Below are 19,021 nucleotides of genomic sequence, written 5' to 3'. Positions count from 1 at the left end.
CTTAGCGCTCCGTAGTCTTGCGGATTTCTTTCTCGTCCATCCACTCGGCCAGCCCGCTTTCGACATCGACCAACTGCAGGCTGAATTTGTAGAAGACGTCTTTGTAATCGTTGCTGCGCTTGACGATGGAACTGATCGAGCCTTCCAGGCGATAGCGCGCGGCGATCATGTTGCCGGTCTTGGCCGCCGTGCTCTTTTTGTACAGACCGCTCTGGTTTTGCAATTTCAGATGGTCGACCTGACTCTGCAGGTCCGTGTTGTCGCTGGCAAAGCGCGCGGTGCCGGAACGCATCAGCTGGGTTTTGATCGACGTGGTGATCTCCCGGGTATCGATGTATTCGCTGGTCTTGTTCATCACGTCGTACACCTGAACCACCGGGCGGCCTTTCAGGACGCCGGACTGGGCGAGGGAGCGGGTCATGCTTTCCGCGATCATTTGCAGGTCGGTCGAGCCGAATTCGTTGGTGATCAATTCCACGGCTTTCGGGTCGCCATAGCTGATATTGCCGCTGCCCAATACCGGCGAGCGGTTTTCGGCGCAGCCACCGATCAGCAGCGCGGCCAGGGCAAGGAACGAAACGCGTACAAACATGGGCAAAGTCTCAGGTGGGCGGTTCACGGTGTATTGATCTCCAGGCGGAAATCCACGGCTTGGGGCACGGGGGCGATGGCCGGCAGAAAACTCGTTTGCTCGGCATACAGAGTCAGGCTTTTCCAGGTGTCGGCTTCGGCCACCGGAAAACCTTCTGCCCCCAGCCAAAGATAGCGGTAATAGAGCGTTCGGTTACGGGTATCCGTGTTGCTCAGCTGCGTGTTGACGGTCAGGAAACCGTTTTCCCTGGCCATGCGCATCGGGCCGATGGCCACGTTCTTGATCGGTCCGGTGGCCATGACTTTGCTCGCGGCACTGCCCGGTTCCGGCGGCGGTGGCGGGGTGGCGCAACCGGCCAACAGGGCCAGTGCGACAACGGCGAAGCATTTCAATCCCATGAAAATCTCCGTTCAGGGTTGGGCAGGGCTGATGGCAGCCTGCGGTGCGGGAAGGGTGTCGAGCTGCAGGGCGACATCGGCGGCGAACCGGCGGTCACCCACGGCGCGCAGGCTGAAGGCCTGGTGGGTCTGATCCACCTTGAACCTGACCGGTGCTGCGTCCGGTGCGTTGGGCAGCGTCAGTTGGTGCTGGCCTTTCTTGAGCCGCAGGCGGGCAATCAGCGTCTTGTCCGGCAACGTACGCCAGCCGCGGGTATCGGCGTCTTCGCGTTGCGTCTGCTGCAGGAGCGTTTCCTCAAGTTTCTCGGGTCTGTGCTTTTTCAGATAGGCCAGATACTCGACATTGGACCGGGCGCGATGGAGCGTGCGCTGGATGATGCCCGGCATGTCATCACGCAAGGTGCGCCGCGACATATCGCCAAAGCTGTTGAGCAACGTCAGTTTCTGTTTTTTGCCGTCCACCATGACGAAGTCCACCGGTGGCGTGGAGGTGTCGGGGACGAGGATCGGGAACGACATGTTGGTGATGTAGGTTTCACCTTCGACATCCACCGAAATCGGCACGCGCACCGAACTGCGCGCCGGCGCCAGGCCGGTTTGCACGATCAGCAGAACGTCGACCTCGCCAGCCTTCAGCGGGGATTTGGCCAGGTTGCGCAAGGCTTGTTCGAGCAGCGGCGTATTGGGGCGCAGTTCGATGGCCTGGCGATAGCCCGGTGCGGCGAGGTCTTTCTCGTTCAACGATTCATAAATGAATCCGGCGAGGTAATGGCTGAACGCACTCTGGTAGCTGTTCTTTAGCGCGATCACTTCGGGGGCGTCGAGGGTCGCTACCGGGTAGCCCTGAAGGTCCTGGAATTTCATCGCGGCCCCTTGTTCCTTCGCCTGGTTTTCCAGTTCCAGGTATTGCTTGTCACGCTTGTCGGCAATGGTGGCTTCGCGCTCGTGGGTTTTCTTGATCATGACGCGCGCCAGTTCCGTTTCGGAGCCGGAGAGCAGCATCAGGGCCATTTGCGTGGTCAGGGCAACTCTCTCGAAATCATAGCCATCGTATAACCGTACCTTGTCGTTGGCGCTGTAACTGTTGAACTCGGTGAATTTTTTGAAGGGGACGAACAGGGGCGAATTGTCCCACCCTTCGATCAACCGGTCGGCGTAGTCCCAATGTTGATAGCTGTCGGTGAGATTGCCGGTGAGGCGCAGCAATTCGCCTTTTTCGAAGTGGTAAAGCAAGTCGCCCGGGGGAATGGGATTGTTGTGGTCGAGTACGGCAACTGCACCGTCGAGCTGCCCGGCCTTGAAATACTCGAGTGTTTCGCCCAGCTCGGCGTTGTAGTCACGCATCGTGGGACAGCCGCTCAGTAGCAAACAGGCACTGAGTACAAAAATGAAGCGCAGGCGGGTGGCCATTTGCTGTGTGTCTTCCTTGAAAATAAGCCGCCATGAGGCGGCAATTTATAGACTTGGATGATGGCACTTTGTTCCTGTACTCCAGCGGCCGTCGCAGACAAAGCTTGAGTGAATCTCACTGGAAGTGAACAATGTGTTACTTCGTATTTCCAATTGAGATTCATTCATGACTGCCCCGTCCCGTTTCCTGGCCTGGCTGGTGTTGCCGCTATTTGCCTTGTGCAGTTTCAATCTGCTGGCTTCCACCGTGGAAGGCGCGCCGCAAGCCCTGCATTTGCTCGATTACATCGGTGCGGATTACCCGCAGACGGTGCAAGCGGGCAAGGTCGTCGACGAGTCCGAATACCGCGAGCAACTGGAATTCATCAAGGTCTTGCAAGGCTTGATCGCCGCGATGCCGGCCAAACCTGAAAAGGCCGGGCTGGAGCAGGGCGTCAGCACGTTGCGCAATGCAATCGATGCCCGTCAGGACGGCGCGGATGTGGCCCGTCAGGCTCGACAACTCGGTGCGAAACTGGCCGTGACTTATGAAGTCAGTCAGGCGCCGATCATTACCCCGGACCCGACCCGTGGTGCGCCGTTGTACGCCCAGCATTGCTCGGTCTGCCATGGCGAAACGGGAGCTGGCGACGGCCCGGCGGGTGTCGGTCTGACGCCGCCGCCGGCCAATCTGCGTGATATGGCGCGCGTGGATCACCTGAGCCTCTACGCGATCTACAGCACCTTGGGCCTGGGTGTCGAAGGCACGGACATGCCGGCCTTCGCCGATCAGCTGGACGATCGTCAGCGTTGGGACCTGGCGACTTACATCGCCAGCTTCAGTGCCGACCCGGCCGCAGCCACATCCGAAAAAACCTACAACATCGCCGATCTCGCTCGTCAGACGCCGGCCGAAGTGCAGGCCGCCGACGGACCGCAAGCCGCCGCGACGTTCCGTGCGCAACGTGCACAGCCGCCGCAGGTCAAGCGTGGCCCGGCGCAGTTGCTTGACTACACCGCTGCCACCCTGGACAAAAGCCTCTTGGCCTACCGTGCCGGCGATCACGATCAAGCCTATGACTTGTCGGTAGCGGCCTATCTGGAAGGCTTCGAACTGGTCGAGAGCTCGCTGGACAACGTCGACGCCAACGTGCGCAAGGACACCGAAAAATCCCTGATGGCTTACCGGCAGTCGTTGCAGGATGGTTTGCCGGTGGCCCAGGCTCAGGAGCGTCTGGACGCGGCCAAGGCCAAGCTGAAGGAGTCCGCCGGGTTGTTGGGCAGCGACGGCTTGAGCTGGTCCTTGAGCTACATCTCCGGTTTGCTGATTCTGTTGCGCGAAGGCCTGGAAGCGATTCTGGTGCTGGCGGCGATCCTGGCGTTCCTGCGCAACACCGGCCAGCAGTCGGCGGTGCGTAGCGTCAACGTCGGTTGGGGGCTGGCGCTGTTGGCCGGTCTGGCAACCTGGGCGTTGGCTGCGTACGTGATTGATGTCAGCGGTTCGCAACGTGAATTGCTGGAAGGCGCGACGGCGTTGTTCGCCGCCGTGATGGTGCTTTGGCTCGGCGTGTGGATGCACGACCGTCGCCATGCGGCGGCGTGGCAGGATTACATCAAGAGCAGCCTGGTGGGCGGCGGGGGACGCTTCGGCTTTGCGACGCTGGCGTTTTTCTCGGTGTATCGCGAGCTGTTTGAAGTGATTCTGTTCTACGAGACCCTATGGCTGCAGGCAGGTCCTGCGGGGCATAACGCGGTGTTGGCCGGTGGTGCGACGGCGCTGGTGCTGCTGATCGGGCTGGCGTGGGTGATCCTGCGCGGCTCACAGAAACTGCCGCTGTCGTTGTTCTTCAGCATCAACGCCGGTCTGCTGTGCGCGTTGTCGGTGGTGTTCGCCGGGCATGGTGTGAAGGCGTTGCAGGAAGCCGGGATCTTCGGCACACGGCCGGTGCCGTTCTTTGACTTCGACTGGCTGGGGATTCACGCGGATGCGTATTCGCTGAGTGCTCAGGCGGTGGCGATCATTGCGATCATTGTGTTGTATGGCCGTAGCTGGATGGCGGAGAAGCGGCGGGTGCAGGTTTCTTAAAAGGCATTCGCTTCGCTCATAATCGCGAGCAGGCTCGCTCCCACAGGATTGCGTATAACCTGTGGGAGCGAGCTGGCTCGCGATTTTTTTTGGAAGAGGTCAAAACAATGCGTGTCTGGATCGATGCCGACGCTTGCCCACGGGCGGCCAAGGATCTGGTGGTTAAGTTCGCCCTCAAGCGCCAGTTCGAAGTGGTGCTGGTGGCGGGGCAACCGCAGATCAAACCGGGCCTGGCCCTGGTGAAGCTGATCGTGGTGCCGAGTGGCCCGGATGCAGCGGACGATTACCTGGTGGAGCACGCGGTGCCGGGTGAACTGGTGATTTGCAGCGATGTGCCGCTGGCCGACCGGCTGGTGAAAAAGGGCGTTGCCGCGCTGGATCCACGGGGCAAGGAGTTCGATGCGCAGAATATGGGCGATCGGCTGGCGGTGCGTAACCTGTTCACCGATCTGCGTGAACAGGGCCAGATGAGCGGCGGGCCGGCGCCGTTTGGTGAGCGCGAGAAGCAAGCGTTCGCCAATGCGCTGGACCGGATACTCACGCGGCTGACCCGCAAGGCCTGAGCCTTACCCAAATCAAGTGTGGGAGCGGGCTTGCTCGCGAATGCGGTGTATCAGTCGACATCAATGCTGAATGACACACCGCATTCGCGAGCAAACCCGCTCCCACATTAGTTCGTGTTACACATCATTTTCGTGGGTCAGTTCGAGCACGCGGTCGACCAGTTTGTTGATACCCGATGCGGCCTCACTGATGCTCTGCGCCAGCATGTAAGCCGGGGTGCATACCAGTTTGCGCGCCTTGTCTTCGACGATGTCGCTCACCGCGCATTCCTGGTGGGTGGCGCCCATCTTGTTCATGGCGGCAGCGGTATCGGCGTCGTTGCCGATGGTGCAGGTCACGCCCGGGCCATAGATTTTCGCCGCCAGCGCTGGCGAAATGCAGATCAACCCCACCGGTTTGCCCGCTTCGGCAAACGCTTCGGTCAGCGCCAGTACGTCCGGTTGAACGGTGCAGCCAGCGCCTTCGATAGCGAAGTTCGACAAGTTCTTGGCCGCGCCGAAACCACCGGGCACGATCAGCGCGTCGAAGTCTTCGACGCTAGCCTCACGAATATCCTTGATGTCGCCCCGGGCGATCCGCGCCGATTCCACCAGCACATTACGCGACTCGGGCATTTCGTCGCCGGTCAGGTGATTGATCACATGCAATTGCGAGATATTGGGGGCAAAGCACTGCACCTCGGCGCCGCGCTGGTCCAGGCGCAGCAAGGTAATCACACTTTCGTGGATCTCGGCGCCGTCGTACACGCCACAGCCGGAAAGGATCACTGCAATTTTTTTGCTCATGGGTTTTTCTCCAGATTCATGGCGTTAAATGTCCACTAATTTGTCACTCGTTGCCATAGGGTTAATTCGCGGCTACACCTAGCATCTGTCCTCAAGATTCCGATCAGGGCGCGTCAATGGACTTCATTCTGTATGCGGTGCCGTTTTTCTTTGTGCTGATTGCCGTCGAGCTGCTGGCGGACCGTTGGCGCGGGGTGAGCAATTATCGGGTGGCGGACGCGATCAACAGCATCAGCACCGGGGTGTTGTCGACCACCACCGGGCTGTTGACCAAAGGCGTCGGCCTGGTCACCTACGCCTTTGCCCTCAAGCACCTGGCGCTGTTCGAACTGTCGGCCGACAGCGTCTGGGTCTGGGTGTTTGCCTTCGTCCTCTATGACTTCTGCTACTACTGGCTGCACCGCATGGGCCACGAGCGCAACATCCTCTGGGCCGCGCATTCGGTGCACCACCAGAGCGAGGACTACAACCTCTCCACGGCCCTGCGTCAGACCAGTACCGGCTTCCTGTTGAGCTGGATTTTCTACCTGCCGATGGCGGTGCTCGGCGTGCCGCTGCTGGTGTTCATCAGCGTCGCCGCGCTGAACCTGCTGTATCAATTCTGGGTGCATACCCGGCACATTCCCAAGCTCGGCTGGTTCGAGTGGTTCTTCGTCACACCGTCCAATCATCGGGCTCACCATGCACAGAACGCTCTCTACATGGATCGCAACTACGGCGGGGTGTTCATTATTTGGGACCGTCTATTCGGCTCGTTCCAGGAAGAAGACGACAACGAACCGGTGATTTTCGGTGTGACCACGCCGCTGGCGAGCTGGAATCCGTTGTGGGCGAACGTGCAGTTTTACGCGCAGCTCTGGGATGACGCGCGGCGGGCGGAAAGCAAATGGGACAAGCTGCGGATCTGGTTCATGCGCACCGGGTGGCGGCCGGCGGATGTGGCGGCCAAGTACCCGATGAACAAGCCGGACCTGAGCCAGTTCCGCAAATTCGAGGTGCCGCTGGACGGGCGTCAGCAGCTGTATGTGGCGCTGCAGTTCTGCGTCTACATTGCGCTGGGCAGCTATTTGATGAACCTTGAGCCGCGTTTGCCGACCGCCGCGTTGGTGTTGGGCTGGGGCGCGGTGGCATTGGGCTTGTTTACGCTGGGCATGGCCCTGGAGAATCGCCCGCAGGCATTGAAGCTGGAACTGTTGCGGCTGGCATCGAATGTGCCGCTGGTGTGGCTGGCGCCGGTGGTCGGGCTGTGGCCGGCCAGCGCGGTGGGCTGGATCGGCCTGCTCAGCTACAGCCTGCTCAGCGGCATCGGTCTCTACTGTTGCAGGGACCGTTTCACTCGATTGGCGTCTTAGTCTCGGCAGCCTTGGCCAGCTCGGCTTGCTCGTCGGCGTAGATCTTCTTCGCCAGGCGAGCATTCTTGAAGCGCCGACGCAGCCACAGACCCAGGCCCAGTACCAGCAGGGCGCCGAGCACCCATAGCTCGTACTTCTTGACGCTGCCCAGCATGCCCTCGAGCACCGCGCCGAAGTGATACGCCGCAGCGGCCAGTGCAGCCGCCCAGATCGCCGCACCAATCCCGTTCAGCAGCAAATAACGTCCCGGCGGATAGCCCGACAGGCCGATCGCCACCGGCATGACCGTGCGCAATCCATAGACAAAACGGAAACTCAGCACCCAGATGTCCGGGTGTTTGCGGATATGTTCCAGCGCCCGGTCACCCATCATTTGCCAGCGTGGTTTGCGCGCGAGCAATTTGCGGCCGTGCTTGCGCCCGAGGAAATACCACAGCTGATCGCCGGCATAACTGCCGCAGAACGCCACGATCGTGACGATCTTGATGTCCATGTATCCGCGGAACGCGAGGAAGCCTGCGAGCACCAGAATGGTTTCGCCTTCGAAGAACGTGCCGAGAAAAAGGGCGAAGTAGCCGAATTCCTGAAGAAATTGTTGGAGCATTGTCTGGATGCTGGCGAAATGAACGCGCAGCCTACGCCTTCGTGCACATTCATGAAAGTGTCCAAATGTGTCTCGACGTGAACAATTCCTACAAGGACAATGGAATGCGGCTACGTGACGCAGGGATGCACATAACTGTCATACGTTGGTCATAATGGCCGCTTATAACTGTCACGCTCGCCCCCAGCGCGGGCTCAGGAGTCTGCCGTGAGCTTTACCCCCGCCAACCGTTTGTTTCCTGCAACCCGCCTGCGTCGCAATCGCCGTGATGATTTTTCGCGTCGACTGGTCCGTGAAAACGTTCTGACCGTCGATGACCTGATCCTGCCGGTGTTCGTGCTGGACGGTGAAAACCGTCGCGAAGCGGTGGCGTCGATGCCGGGCGTGGAGCGCCTGACCATCGATCTGTTGCTTGAAGAAGCGGCCAAGTGGGTCGAGTTGGGGATTCCCGCGCTGGCGCTGTTCCCGGTGACGCCACCGGAGCTCAAGTCCCTGGACGCCGCCGAAGCCTGGAACCCTAACGGCATTGCCCAGCGCGCCACCCGCGCACTGCGCGCGCAGTTCCCGGAACTGGGGGTGATCACCGACGTGGCGCTCGACCCGTTTACCACCCACGGTCAGGATGGCATCCTCGATGAAGAAGGCTACGTGCAGAACGACATTACTGTCGACGCACTGGTCAAGCAGGCCCTGTCCCACGCCGAGGCCGGCGCTCAGGTGGTGGCCCCGTCGGACATGATGGACGGTCGCATCCAGGCGATCCGCGAAGCGCTCGAACTGGCCGATCACGTCAACGTGCGGATCATGGCCTACTCGGCCAAGTACGCGAGCGCCTATTACGGCCCGTTCCGCGACGCGGTGGGCTCGGCGCTGAACCTGGGCAAGGCCAACAAGGCCTCCTACCAGATGGACCCGGCCAACAGCAACGAAGCCCTGCACGAAGTGGCGGCGGACTTGTCAGAAGGCGCGGACATGGTCATGGTCAAGCCGGGCATGCCGTATCTGGACATCCTTTACCGGGTCAAAGAAGAATTTAAAGTGCCGACCTTTGTGTATCAGGTCAGCGGTGAATACGCCATGCACATGGCGGCCATCCAGAATGGCTGGTTGAGTGAAGGGGTGATCCTTGAATCCCTGACCGCTTTTAAACGTGCAGGTGCTGATGGCATCCTGACTTACTTTGCCGTGCGTGCCGCTCAATTGTTACGAGAGCAGAAATAGCCCTCCCAGGAACATTCCATGAATACCGAAGGACTCACTGAAGTTGCCGTAAAAGAAGCTCAACCGGTGGTCGAGCAAATCGCCGAGACCCCGCCGGAGCTGGAGCCCGCTCCGCCCGCGGCGGTCGCCGAACCCGTGACCGCGGCGCCGGCGATTGCCATTCCCGGCCTGGATGACAGCAGCCTGTATATCCATCGCGAGCTATCGCAACTGCAGTTCAACATCCGCGTGCTGGAACAGGCGCTGGACGAGTCCTATCCATTGCTGGAGCGGCTGAAGTTTCTGCTGATCTTCTCCAGCAACCTGGACGAGTTCTTCGAGATTCGCGTGGCCGGCCTGAAAAAGCAGATCACCTTCGCCCGTGAACAGGCCGGCGCCGATGGCCTGCAACCGCACCAGGCCCTGGCACGCATCAGCGAACTGGTACACGGTCACGTCGACCGCCAGTACGCGATCCTCAACGACATTCTGTTACCGGAGCTGGAAAAACATCAGGTCCGCTTCATCCGTCGGCGTCACTGGACCACCAAGATCAAGACCTGGGTGCGCCGCTATTTCCGCGACGAGATCGCGCCGATCATCACCCCGATCGGCCTCGACCCGACGCACCCGTTCCCGTTGCTGGTGAACAAGAGCCTGAACTTCATCGTCGAACTCGAAGGCATCGACGCCTTCGGTCGCGATTCCGGTCTGGCGATTATCCCGGCGCCACGCCTTTTGCCGCGCGTCATCAAGTTGCCGGAAGAAGTGGGCGGCGCGGGCGACAACTATGTGTTCCTGTCGTCGATGATCCATGCGCACGCCGATGACCTGTTCCAGGGCATGAAGGTCAAGGGCTGCTACCAGTTCCGCCTGACCCGGAACGCCGACCTCGCGGTCGATACCGAAGACGTGGAAGACCTGGCCCGCGCGTTGCGCGGCGAGTTGTTCTCCCGTCGCTACGGTGACGCGGTGCGTCTGGAAGTCGCCGACACGTGCCCGAAACACCTGTCCGACTACTTGCTCAAGCAGTTCAACCTGCACGAGACCGAGCTGTATCAGGTCAACGGCCCGGTCAACCTGACTCGCCTGTTCAGCATTACCGGCCTGGACAGTCAGCGCGCCCTGCAGTACATGCCGTTCACCCCGCAGATCCCGAAACTGCTGCAGAACAGCGAGAACATCTTCAGCGTGATCAGCAAGCAGGACATCCTGCTGCTGCACCCGTTCGAGTCGTTTACCCCGGTCGTCGACCTGCTGCGCCAGGCCGCGAAGGACCCGCATGTATTGGCGGTCCGCCAGACGTTGTACCGCTCCGGCGCCAACTCGGAAATCGTCGATGCGCTGGTCGATGCCGCGCGTAACGGCAAAGAGGTCACCGCGGTGATCGAGTTGCGCGCGCGGTTCGATGAAGAGTCCAACCTGCAACTGGCCAGCCGTCTGCAAGCGGCCGGTGCGGTGGTGATTTACGGCGTAGTCGGCTTCAAGACCCACGCCAAGATGATGCTGATTCTGCGTCGCGAGGCCGGCGAGATCGTGCGTTATGCGCATTTGGGCACGGGCAACTACCACGCGGCCAACGCCCGCCTGTACACCGACTACAGCTTGCTGACCTCGGACGACGCCTTGTGCGAAGACGTCGGCAAGCTGTTCAGCCAGCTGATCGGCATGGGTAAAACCCTGCGCATGAAGAAGCTGCTGCACGCGCCGTTCACGTTGAAGAAGGGCATGCTCGACATGATTGCCCGCGAAACCCAGTTCGCCCTCGACGGCAAGCCGGCGCACATCATCGCCAAATTCAACTCGCTGACCGATCCGAAGATCATCCGCGCGCTGTACAAGGCCAGCCAGTCTGGCGTGCGCATCGATCTGGTGGTGCGCGGTATGTGCTGCCTGCGGCCGGGCATCGCCGGGGTCTCGCACAATATCCACGTGCGCTCGATCATCGGCCGTTTCCTGGAACACACCCGGGTCTTCTACTTCCTCAATGGCGGCGAAGAGCAGATGTTCCTCTCCAGCGCCGACTGGATGGAGCGCAACCTCGACAAGCGCGTCGAGACTTGCTTCCCGGTGGAAGGCAAGAAGCTGATCATGCGGGTCAAGAAAGAGCTGGAACTGTATCTCACCGATAACACTCACAGCTGGAGCCTGCAGGCGGACGGTCGCTACATCCGCAATACGCCAACCGGCAACCAGAACCCGCGCAGTGCGCAGGCGACCTTGTTGGAGCGGTTGGGCAGTCCGATCCTGACTGTTCGATAACGCACAAGTCGGGTAATTAAAAATGGCGATCCCTGCGGATCGCCATTTTTGTTTTGGCTACATATCTGTGGCGAGGGAGCTCTGTGGCGAGGGGATTTATCCCCGTTGGGCTGCAAAGCAGCCCCAAAAACTGGCATCGAGGTGTATCAGGCAGATCGTATGCACTGATTTACGACTGCTTCGCAGCCGAACGGGGATAAATCCCCTCACCACAGAAACCCCTCACCACAAAGTTGGGTTTAGCGCACGTTCAGCGTGAAGCTGACCCGGGTCAGCCATTCCGCCTCAAGGGCGAAGTCGGCCTGGGTCAGTTGGTTTTCATCCAGCCAGTTTTCCGGGAACAACACATCGAGGCTGTCGCGCCTGGCGTGCAAGACGACCTGCGGCATTTCCTGGGTGCCGCGGATGTGATGGAACAGAATCGCAAAGCGCAGCAGCACGCACAGGCGAATCAGCTTGATGCCGTCATCGCCAAAATCGGCAAACCGGTCCTTGGGAATATTGCGCCGGTGACCGCGCACCAGTAGTGCGAGCATCAGTTGGTCTTCGCGGGAGAACCCGGCCAGGTCCGAGTGCTCGATCAGGTAGGATCCGTGCTTGTGATACTGATAGTGAGCAATGTCCAGGCCCACTTCATGGACCTTGGCGGCCCAGCCGAGCAGTTCGCGCCAGACGCCGTCGTCCAGGTCCCAATCCTTGGCCACTTGATCAAAGGCATGCAGGGCTTTACGTTCGACCCGCGCCGCTTGTTCCAGATCGACGTGATAACGCTCCATCAGCGAGCTGAGCGTGCGTTCACGGACGTCTTCATGGTGATGACGGCCCAGCAGGTCATAGAGCACACCTTCGCGCAGGGCGCCTTCACAGTGGTCCATGCGTTGCAGTTCGAGGGCGTCGAAGATCGCTTCGAGAATCGCCAGGCCGGCAGGAAAGATTGCGCGGCGGTCAGGCTTGATGCCTTCGAAGTCGATTTTCTCGACATCGCCCAGCTTCATCAGTTTGCGCTTGAGCCAGGCCAGGCCTTCGGCATTCACTTCGCCTGTGCCATGACCGCCGGCCTTCAGCGCCAGGCCGATGGCGCGGATGGTGCCCGAGGAGCCGATGGCTTCATCCCAGGTCAGGCGGTGCAGGGCGTGTTCGATGCTCATGATCTCCAGCCGCGCTGCGGTGTACGCCTGGGCGTAGCGGGCCGGGGTGATCTTGCCGTCCTTGAAGTAGCGCTGGGTGTAGCTGACGCAGCCCATTTGCAGGCTTTCGCGCAGCAGCGGTTCGAAGCGCTGGCCGATGATGAATTCGGTACTGCCGCCGCCGATGTCGGCCACCAAGCGTTTGCCCGGGGTGTCGGCGAGGGTGTGGGACACGCCGAGGTAGATCAGGCGCGCTTCTTCACGGCCGGAGATGACTTCCACCGGGTGACCGAGGATTTCTTCGGCGCGACGGATGAATTCATTGCGGTTGCGGGCTTCACGCAGGGCGTTGGTGCCGACGATCCGTACGGCGCCGGATGGCATACCGTTGATCAGTTGGGCAAAACGCTTCAGGCAATCGAGCCCGCGCTGCATGGATTCTTCGTTGAGCTGGCGCTCATCGTCGATGCCGGCGGCCAGCTGCACCTTCTCCCCGAGACGTTCGAGAATACGGATTTCGCCGTTCTGGGCCTTGGCCACGACCATGTGAAAGCTGTTGGAGCCCAGGTCGATTGCGGCGATCAAGGACAGATTCTTGGCTTGGGATTGCGGCATGGTCATGGGGTCTCGGTCGATAACCTCGACATCGTGCCACGATCAAACGCTGCCGCCAACGCGCAGCGTTCAAAGCCTTGATCCAGCGCAGTTCCAGACACTGACCGCTGCGCGGTCAATCGCTAGCAGGCTAGCTCCCACATTGGAACGCGTACCCCTGTGGGAGCTAGCCTGCTAGCGATGAGGGCATTTAAGACGCTGAGGTTCTTTCAGGCTGTCGCTTCTACCGTCCCGATGAAATTCGCCAACTCCGCCGTCTGCGGATTCGCAAACAAAATCTTCGGATCCCCCACCTCATGCACCTTGCCCTGGTGCATGAACACCAACTTATCCCCAACCTCCCGGGCAAAGCGCATTTCATGGGTGACCATGATCAGCGTCATCCCTTCTTTGGCCAGCTGCCGAACCACGCTCAGCACCTCATTGACCAGTTCCGGGTCCAGCGCCGAGGTGATCTCGTCGCACAACAAGACTTTGGGTGACATCGCCAACGCCCGGGCAATCGCCACCCGCTGCTGCTGTCCGCCCGACAGCCGATCCGGAAAGGCATCAAACTTTTCGCCCAGCCCGACCCGTTCCAGCATCTCCCGCGCCAGTTCGACCGCTTTGGCCTTCGGCACTTTCTGCACCACCTGCGGTGCGAGCATCACGTTTTCACCCACGGTCAGGTGCGGGAACAGGTTGAACTGCTGAAACACCATCCCGACTTTCTGCCGCAGGCTGCGCAAGTCGGCGCGGGCGGCGTCGAGGTATTCGCCGTCGACTTCAATTACGCCGTCGTTGATCGATTCCAGGCCATTGAGGGTGCGCAGCAAGGTGGATTTGCCTGAACCGCTGCGGCCGATGATCGCCACTACCTGGCCTTCCTCGACGCTCAGGTCGATGCCTTTGAGCACATGGTGGTCGCCGTAATATTTATGCAGGGCGGAAATTCTAAGCAGAGGCATGCAGTCTCCTTTCCAGGTAGCGCGCACTGAGGGACAAGGGGTAGCAGAGCAGGAAGTAACCGAGGGCCACGAGGCCATAGACCATGAAGGGTTCGAAGGTCGCGTTGGCGAGCATGCCGCCGGTCTTGGTCAGTTCGGTGAAGCCGATGATCGAGGTCACGGCGGTGCCTTTGACCACTTGCACCGAGAAGCCCACGGTCGGCGCCACGGCGATGCGCAGCGCTTGCGGCAGGATCACGTAACGCAGTTGCTCCAGCGGATTGAGCGCCAGGCTCGACGAGGCTTCCCACTGGCCGTTGGGAATTGAATCGACGCAGCCGCGCCAGATCTCCGCCAGATAGGCGCTGGTGAACAGCGTCAGGGCCAGTGCCGCGGCCATCCACGGCGAAATCTCCACGCCGGCCAGCGCCACGCCGAAAAACACCAGAAACAGCTGCATCAACAGCGGCGTACCCTGGAACAACTCGATGTAGGTGCGGGCAATGTTGCGCGGCAGGGGCTTTTTCGAGATGCGCATGACCATGATCAGCAAGCCGATCAGTCCGCCGCCGATAAACGCCACCATCGACAACGCCAGGGTCCATTGCAGGCCGGTGAGCAGGTTGCGTACGACGTCCCAGAAGGTGAAATCGCTCATTGGCTGCTCCTCGAAATGTAGCGACGGCCGATCCAGTTCAACAACTGGCGGATCAGCAGCGCCATGCACAGGTACAGCAGCGTGGTCAGGGCATAGGTTTCAAAGGCGCGGAAGTTGCGCGATTGAATGAAGTTGGCGGCAAAGCTCAATTCCTCAGTGGCGATCTGTGAACAGACCGCCGAGCCGAGCATGACGATGATGATCTGGCTGCTCAGCGCTGGCCAAACCTTGCCCAGCGCTGGCAGCAAGATCACGTGGCGGAACGCTTCGAATCGGCTCATCGCCAACGCAGCAGCGGCTTCCAGCTGTCCCCGGGGGATCGCCTGGATGCCGGCGCGGATGATCTCGGTCGAATAGGCGCCGAGGTTGATCACCATCGCCAGCACCGCCGCCTGCCATTCGGAAATCTGTACGCCCAGTGATGGCAAACCGAAGAAGATGAAAAACAGCTGCACCAGGAACGGCGTGTTGCGGATCAACTCGACGTAAACCGCGAAGATCGCCGAGAACGGGCGAATGTTCCACGCCCGCACCAGCGCCCCGACAATGCCCAGGCCCACCCCGAGCACCGCACCGATGGCGGTCAGCTCAAGGGTGAACAACGCGCCGCGCAGCAGCAGGTCAGTGTTTTGCACAACCGGCAGGAAGTCGAACTGATAGGCCATATCAAGTCTCCCGGGCGACGATCAGAGATCGGCCGGCAGCGGCTCTTTGAGCCAGGTCTGTGAGTTCTTTTCCAGCGCGCCGTCGGTCTTGGCGGTGGCGAGGATCTGATTGACCTTGCCCAGCAGCGCCGGCTCGTTCTTGTTCACGCCGACATAGACGGGCGAGTCCTTGAGCTTCACTTTCAGCGCAGGCACGCGTTTTGGATTTTTCTCACTGATGGCCACCATCACCACGTTGCCACTGGCGATCAGGTCGACTTGCCCGGCGAGGTACGCGGCGATGGTCGAGTTGTTGTCTTCGAAGCGCTTGATCGTCACGCCCTCTGGAGCGACTTTGGTCAGCTCGATGTCTTCGATGGCGCCCCGGGTGACGCTGACGGTTTTGCCCTTGAGGTCGTCCAGGCCTTTGATGTCAGCATCAGGCGGGCCGAACACGGCGAGGTAGAACGGCGCATAGGCGCTGGAGAAGTCGATGACTTTCTCGCGCTCGGGGTTCTTGCCCAGGCTGGAGATCACCAGGTCGACCTTGCCGGTGGTCAGGAACGGGATGCGGTTGGTGCTGTTGACCGGCGTTAGCTCAAGCTTGACCTTGAGTTGGTCGGCCAGCAGTTTGGCGGTGTCGATATCGAGGCCGCGAGGTTTCATGTCCGGGCCGACCGAACCGAACGGTGGAAAGTCCTGAGGCACGGCCACTTTGAGGACGCCGCGTTTGACCACATCCTCCAGGCCGTCGGCGTGAGCGGGCGCCTGGCTCAGCATCAGGCTGGCAAACAGGGCAGTGAGAAGGGCGCTGTAACGCAGGGTCATGGCGAATCTCCGGATCGGCGAGGAATGAATGCTGCGGATCGACAGAGCACGGGCCATGCCAAGAAGCGGTTTTGGGTGGCGCAGGCCACGGTTTTGCTGGACTCGTTCGGTCTTACTGGTCTGAACAGTGGCGGGGCGTTTCGCACCCTCATGGCGCACCCGTGAAAGGTGCCGAACCCCCATGGGGCACGACTTGCCGAGGGCAGCGAATAGCTTTACAACTAGCCGCTCATTGTCCTGGTTCATCTGAAAAACCATGAATTCGATTTCCCGAGCCGTACCTGAAGTGGCGCTGCAAGCCATCCGAAAACTGATCGCCGAGCAGGGTTTCGCGCCGGGCGATGCCTTGCCTTCGCAACGGGATCTGGCGGTGCAACTGGGGGTCAGTCGGGCATCGCTGCGTGAGGCGCTGTCGTCGTTGAGTGCGCTGGGCGTGATCAGTATCCAGCCGGGCAAGGGCGTGTTCGTGCAGTCGCCGGTCGATTTGCCGCGGGGCGATGGGGCGCTGAGCTGGCCATTCGCGGCCCAGGCATCGCCGTTGGATATTTTCCAGTTGCGCTATGCCCTGGAAGGTTTTGCCGCCGGTTTGGCTGCGGTGACCCTGAGCACGCACGAGCTCGATACGCTGGAAGACAACGTGGCCGCCATGCGCAATGAATTGAAGGCCGGCGACTTCGAAGCGGCGGCGCGACTGGATTTCGATTTTCACCGACGCATCCTGCTGGCCAGCGGCAATCAGGCGATGCTGAGCATCCTCACCGCCAGCGCCGACATCTTTCTGGAGAGCCAGAAGCTACCGTTCATCCGGGCCGAACGCGCCATGGAAACCTGGCAGGAACACCGCAAAATCCTCCGCGCGCTGGCCCGGCGCTCGTCCGGTGCGGCGCAGAAAGCCATGCAGGAGCATGTACGCAATGCCGCCTTGCGCACCGGAATTGCCTTCGTCGCTCCCGCCACTCCGTGACTTGAGCTATACCCAAAGTCATGCGGCACCATAGCGAGACTCAATCAACTGCACCTTCCTGAACGGGGGAAGGGCGGCTATGATGGGCCACGTTTTTTTATTGCTTACAACCCGGAGACATCCATGAGCAGCGATCTTATCAAGCACGTCACCGACGCTAACTTCGAAGAAGAAGTACTGAAGGCTGCTGGCCCTGTGCTTGTTGACTACTGGGCTGAGTGGTGCGGCCCTTGCAAAATGATCGCCCCGGTTTTGGACGAGATCGCTGGCACCTACGCTGGCAAGTTGACCGTTGCCAAGCTGAACATCGACGAGAACCAGGAAACCCCGGCCAAGCATGGCGTGCGTGGTATCCCGACTCTGATGCTGTTCAAGAACGGCAACGTTGAAGCGACCAAGGTCGGCGCACTGTCGAAGTCGCAACTGGCTGCCTTCCTCGACGCCAACATCTAAGCGTTGTTATAAAGCGTCATGAAAAGGCCCCGCATAATGCGGGGCCTTTTCGTTATTGAGGGCTAGACGCTCCGAAACTCAGGTGGTACATTCGGCCCCGCACTGGTTTCTCCACTGCCCCCTGCTAGCCGTCGCCGACGCACTCCTTTTCGAATAAGTACGCGATCCTGTCGCCTTCTCTGCGGCGCGGCCTCATTAAGCCAAAAGCTTAATTTCCCCCCCTCCATAAATGATTACGTCATTCCTATATGAATCTGACTGAACTCAAGCAAAAGCCGATTACCGAACTGCTCGAATTGGCCGAACAGATGGGCATAGAAAATATGGCCCGTTCGCGCAAGCAGGACGTGATTTTCTCCCTGCTCAAAAAGCACGCTAAAAGCGGCGAGGAAATCTCCGGTGATGGCGTGCTGGAGATTCTCCAGGACGGCTTCGGCTTCCTGCGCTCCGCTGACGCTTCCTATCTCGCCGGTCCGGACGACATTTACGTCTCGCCGAGCCAGATCCGTCGCTTCAACTTGCGCACCGGTGACACCATCGTTGGCAAGATCCGCCCTCCGAAGGAAGGCGAGCGTTATTTCGCGCTGCTCAAGGTCGACACGATCAACTACGATCGTCCCGAGAACGCGAAAAACAAGATTCTCTTCGAGAACTTGACCCCGCTGTTCCCGACTGTGCGCATGAAGATGGAAGCCGGCAACGGTTCCACCGAAGACTTGACCGGTCGTGTCATCGACCTGTGCGCCCCGATCGGCAAAGGCCAGCGCGGTCTGATCGTTGCACCGCCGAAAGCCGGTAAAACGATCATGCTGCAGAACATCGCAGCCAACATCGCGCGTAACAATCCTGAAGTTCATCTGATCGTATTGCTGATCGACGAACGTCCGGAAGAAGTAACCGAAATGCAGCGCACCGTGCGCGGCGAAGTGGTTGCCTCGACGTTCGACGAGCCGCCAACCCGCCACGTGCAGGTTGCCGAAATGGTGATCGAGAAGGCCAAGCGCCTGGTCGAGCACAAGAAAGACGTGGTGATCCTGCTCGACTCCATCACCCGACTGGCTCGCGCCTACAACACCGTGATCCCGAGCTCCGGCAAAGTGCTCACCGGTGGTGTCGATGCCCACGCCCTGGAGAAACCGAAACGTTTCTTCGGCGCCGCGCGGAACATCGAGGAAGGCGGTTCGCTGACCATCATCGCCACCGCGCTGGTTGAAACCGGCTCGAAGATGGACGAAGTGATCTACGAAGAATTCAAAGGCACCGGCAACATGGAACTGCCTCTGGACCGTCGTATCGCTGAAAAACGCGTCTTCCCGGCCATCAACATCAACCGTTCCGGCACCCGCCGCGAAGAGTTGCTGACGGCCGACGACGAGTTGCAGCGTATGTGGATCCTGCGCAAGCTGCTGCACCCGATGGACGAAATCGCTGCCATCGAGTTCCTGGTCGACAAGCTGAAAACGACCAAGACCAACGACGAGTTCTTCTTGTCGATGAAGCGTAAGTAAGGCGGTTTTACATCCGCTAAAAATGGCGTCCTTCGGGGCGCCATTTTTTTTGCGCGAAAAATGGGA

The 19,021-nt window shown here is 60.2% G+C and carries 18 protein-coding genes; 8 read left to right on the top strand and 10 right to left on the bottom strand.

Going from position 1 to position 19,021, the window contains the following annotated elements:
* Window position 1: 1 nt before the first annotated feature.
* The 3 genes from lpoB to ACA053_RS28185 are packed head-to-tail and all read right to left on the bottom strand — an operon-like array spanning window position 2 to window position 2,400.
* The gene (gene lpoB / locus ACA053_RS28195) at window positions 2-592 is read right to left on the bottom strand and encodes a penicillin-binding protein activator LpoB (RefSeq protein WP_497394171.1); all 591 of its coding nucleotides are present in this window, start codon (window positions 590-592) and stop codon (window positions 2-4) included.
* A 23-nt stretch (window positions 593-615) separates the two neighbouring features.
* Window positions 616-990: a YcfL family putative periplasmic lipoprotein gene (locus tag ACA053_RS28190; RefSeq protein ID WP_497314419.1), complete on the bottom strand. Its 375-nt coding sequence runs from the start codon at window positions 988-990 to the stop codon at window positions 616-618.
* A gap of 12 nt (window positions 991-1,002) precedes the next feature.
* A complete protein-coding gene (locus ACA053_RS28185) occupies window positions 1,003-2,400 on the bottom strand; it encodes a COG3014 family protein (RefSeq protein WP_497394170.1) in 1,398 nt (465 codons plus the stop codon).
* Window positions 2,401-2,566: 166 nt separating this feature from the next.
* On the opposite strand from ACA053_RS28185, the gene ACA053_RS28180 reads away from it, so the two are divergent.
* Together ACA053_RS28180 and ACA053_RS28175 are read left to right on the top strand one after the other, a co-directional pair.
* Window positions 2,567-4,465 carry an FTR1 family protein gene (locus tag ACA053_RS28180; protein WP_497314415.1) on the top strand — a complete coding sequence of 633 codons (1,899 nt, stop codon included), beginning with the start codon at window positions 2,567-2,569 and terminating at the stop codon, window positions 4,463-4,465.
* Window positions 4,466-4,572: 107 nt separating this feature from the next.
* A complete protein-coding gene (locus tag ACA053_RS28175; RefSeq protein WP_150653930.1) occupies window positions 4,573-5,028 on the top strand; it encodes a YaiI/YqxD family protein in 456 nt (151 codons plus the stop codon).
* A 117-nt stretch (window positions 5,029-5,145) separates the two neighbouring features.
* Here ACA053_RS28175 and elbB read toward each other — a convergent pair whose 3' ends face one another.
* Window positions 5,146-5,814: an isoprenoid biosynthesis glyoxalase ElbB gene (gene elbB, locus ACA053_RS28170; protein ID WP_109635787.1), complete on the bottom strand. Its 669-nt coding sequence runs from the start codon at window positions 5,812-5,814 to the stop codon at window positions 5,146-5,148.
* 116 nt (window positions 5,815-5,930) lie between these two features.
* Between elbB and ACA053_RS28165 the strand changes: the two genes are divergently transcribed.
* A complete protein-coding gene (locus tag ACA053_RS28165; RefSeq protein WP_109635786.1) occupies window positions 5,931-7,166 on the top strand; it encodes a sterol desaturase family protein in 1,236 nt (411 codons plus the stop codon).
* Here the strand turns inward: ACA053_RS28165 and ACA053_RS28160 are convergent.
* On the bottom strand, window positions 7,147-7,770 hold the full coding sequence (locus ACA053_RS28160; protein ID WP_109635785.1) for a DedA family protein: 624 nt from the start codon (window positions 7,768-7,770) through the stop codon (window positions 7,147-7,149). The two genes, ACA053_RS28165 and ACA053_RS28160, sit on opposite strands and share 20 nt — an antisense overlap.
* A 207-nt stretch (window positions 7,771-7,977) precedes the next feature.
* On the opposite strand from ACA053_RS28160, the gene hemB reads away from it, so the two are divergent.
* Window positions 7,978-8,991, top strand: coding sequence for a porphobilinogen synthase (gene hemB / locus ACA053_RS28155; protein WP_008150323.1), 1,014 nt, complete (start codon window positions 7,978-7,980; stop codon window positions 8,989-8,991).
* Between the two features lie 18 nt (window positions 8,992-9,009).
* On the top strand, window positions 9,010-11,232 hold the full coding sequence (ppk1, locus tag ACA053_RS28150; protein ID WP_497394168.1) for a polyphosphate kinase 1: 2,223 nt from the start codon (window positions 9,010-9,012) through the stop codon (window positions 11,230-11,232).
* 239 nt (window positions 11,233-11,471) lie between these two features.
* Here the strand turns inward: ppk1 and ppx are convergent, their stop codons facing one another.
* From ppx to ACA053_RS28125, 5 genes are all read right to left on the bottom strand, one after another.
* A complete protein-coding gene (ppx, locus tag ACA053_RS28145; RefSeq protein WP_497396256.1) occupies window positions 11,472-12,974 on the bottom strand; it encodes an exopolyphosphatase in 1,503 nt (500 codons plus the stop codon).
* A 209-nt stretch (window positions 12,975-13,183) separates the two neighbouring features.
* The gene (locus ACA053_RS28140; RefSeq protein ID WP_497314410.1) at window positions 13,184-13,921 is read right to left on the bottom strand and encodes an amino acid ABC transporter ATP-binding protein; all 738 of its coding nucleotides are present in this window, start codon (window positions 13,919-13,921) and stop codon (window positions 13,184-13,186) included.
* The gene (locus ACA053_RS28135; protein WP_497314408.1) at window positions 13,908-14,558 is read right to left on the bottom strand and encodes an amino acid ABC transporter permease; all 651 of its coding nucleotides are present in this window, start codon (window positions 14,556-14,558) and stop codon (window positions 13,908-13,910) included. Before ACA053_RS28135 ends, ACA053_RS28140 begins: the two co-directional genes overlap by 14 nt.
* Window positions 14,555-15,223: an amino acid ABC transporter permease gene (locus ACA053_RS28130; protein WP_109635776.1), complete on the bottom strand. Its 669-nt coding sequence runs from the start codon at window positions 15,221-15,223 to the stop codon at window positions 14,555-14,557. The genes ACA053_RS28135 and ACA053_RS28130 overlap by 4 nt, the downstream gene beginning before the upstream one ends.
* Before the next feature lie 21 nt (window positions 15,224-15,244).
* Window positions 15,245-16,030: a transporter substrate-binding domain-containing protein gene (locus ACA053_RS28125; protein WP_109635774.1), complete on the bottom strand. Its 786-nt coding sequence runs from the start codon at window positions 16,028-16,030 to the stop codon at window positions 15,245-15,247.
* Between the two features lie 256 nt (window positions 16,031-16,286).
* On the opposite strand from ACA053_RS28125, the gene ACA053_RS28120 reads away from it, so the two are divergent.
* The 3 genes from ACA053_RS28120 to rho all read left to right on the top strand — a co-directional run bounded on the left by ACA053_RS28120 (window position 16,287) and on the right by rho (window position 18,955).
* A complete protein-coding gene (locus tag ACA053_RS28120) occupies window positions 16,287-16,994 on the top strand; it encodes a FadR/GntR family transcriptional regulator (protein WP_497314406.1) in 708 nt (235 codons plus the stop codon).
* A 123-nt stretch (window positions 16,995-17,117) separates the two neighbouring features.
* Window positions 17,118-17,447, top strand: a complete 330-nt coding sequence (trxA, locus tag ACA053_RS28115) for a thioredoxin TrxA (protein ID WP_007899382.1) — start codon at window positions 17,118-17,120, stop codon at window positions 17,445-17,447.
* Window positions 17,448-17,695: 248 nt separating this feature from the next.
* Window positions 17,696-18,955, top strand: a complete 1,260-nt coding sequence (rho, locus tag ACA053_RS28110) for a transcription termination factor Rho (protein WP_007942421.1) — start codon at window positions 17,696-17,698, stop codon at window positions 18,953-18,955.
* The last annotated feature ends 66 nt before the right edge of the window (window positions 18,956-19,021 follow it).

It is taken from the genome of Pseudomonas sp. LBUM1672, from assembly GCF_059695655.1.
The sequence above is the reverse complement of the archived record's forward strand: the minus strand, read 5'-3'. Positions and strand labels throughout refer to the sequence as shown.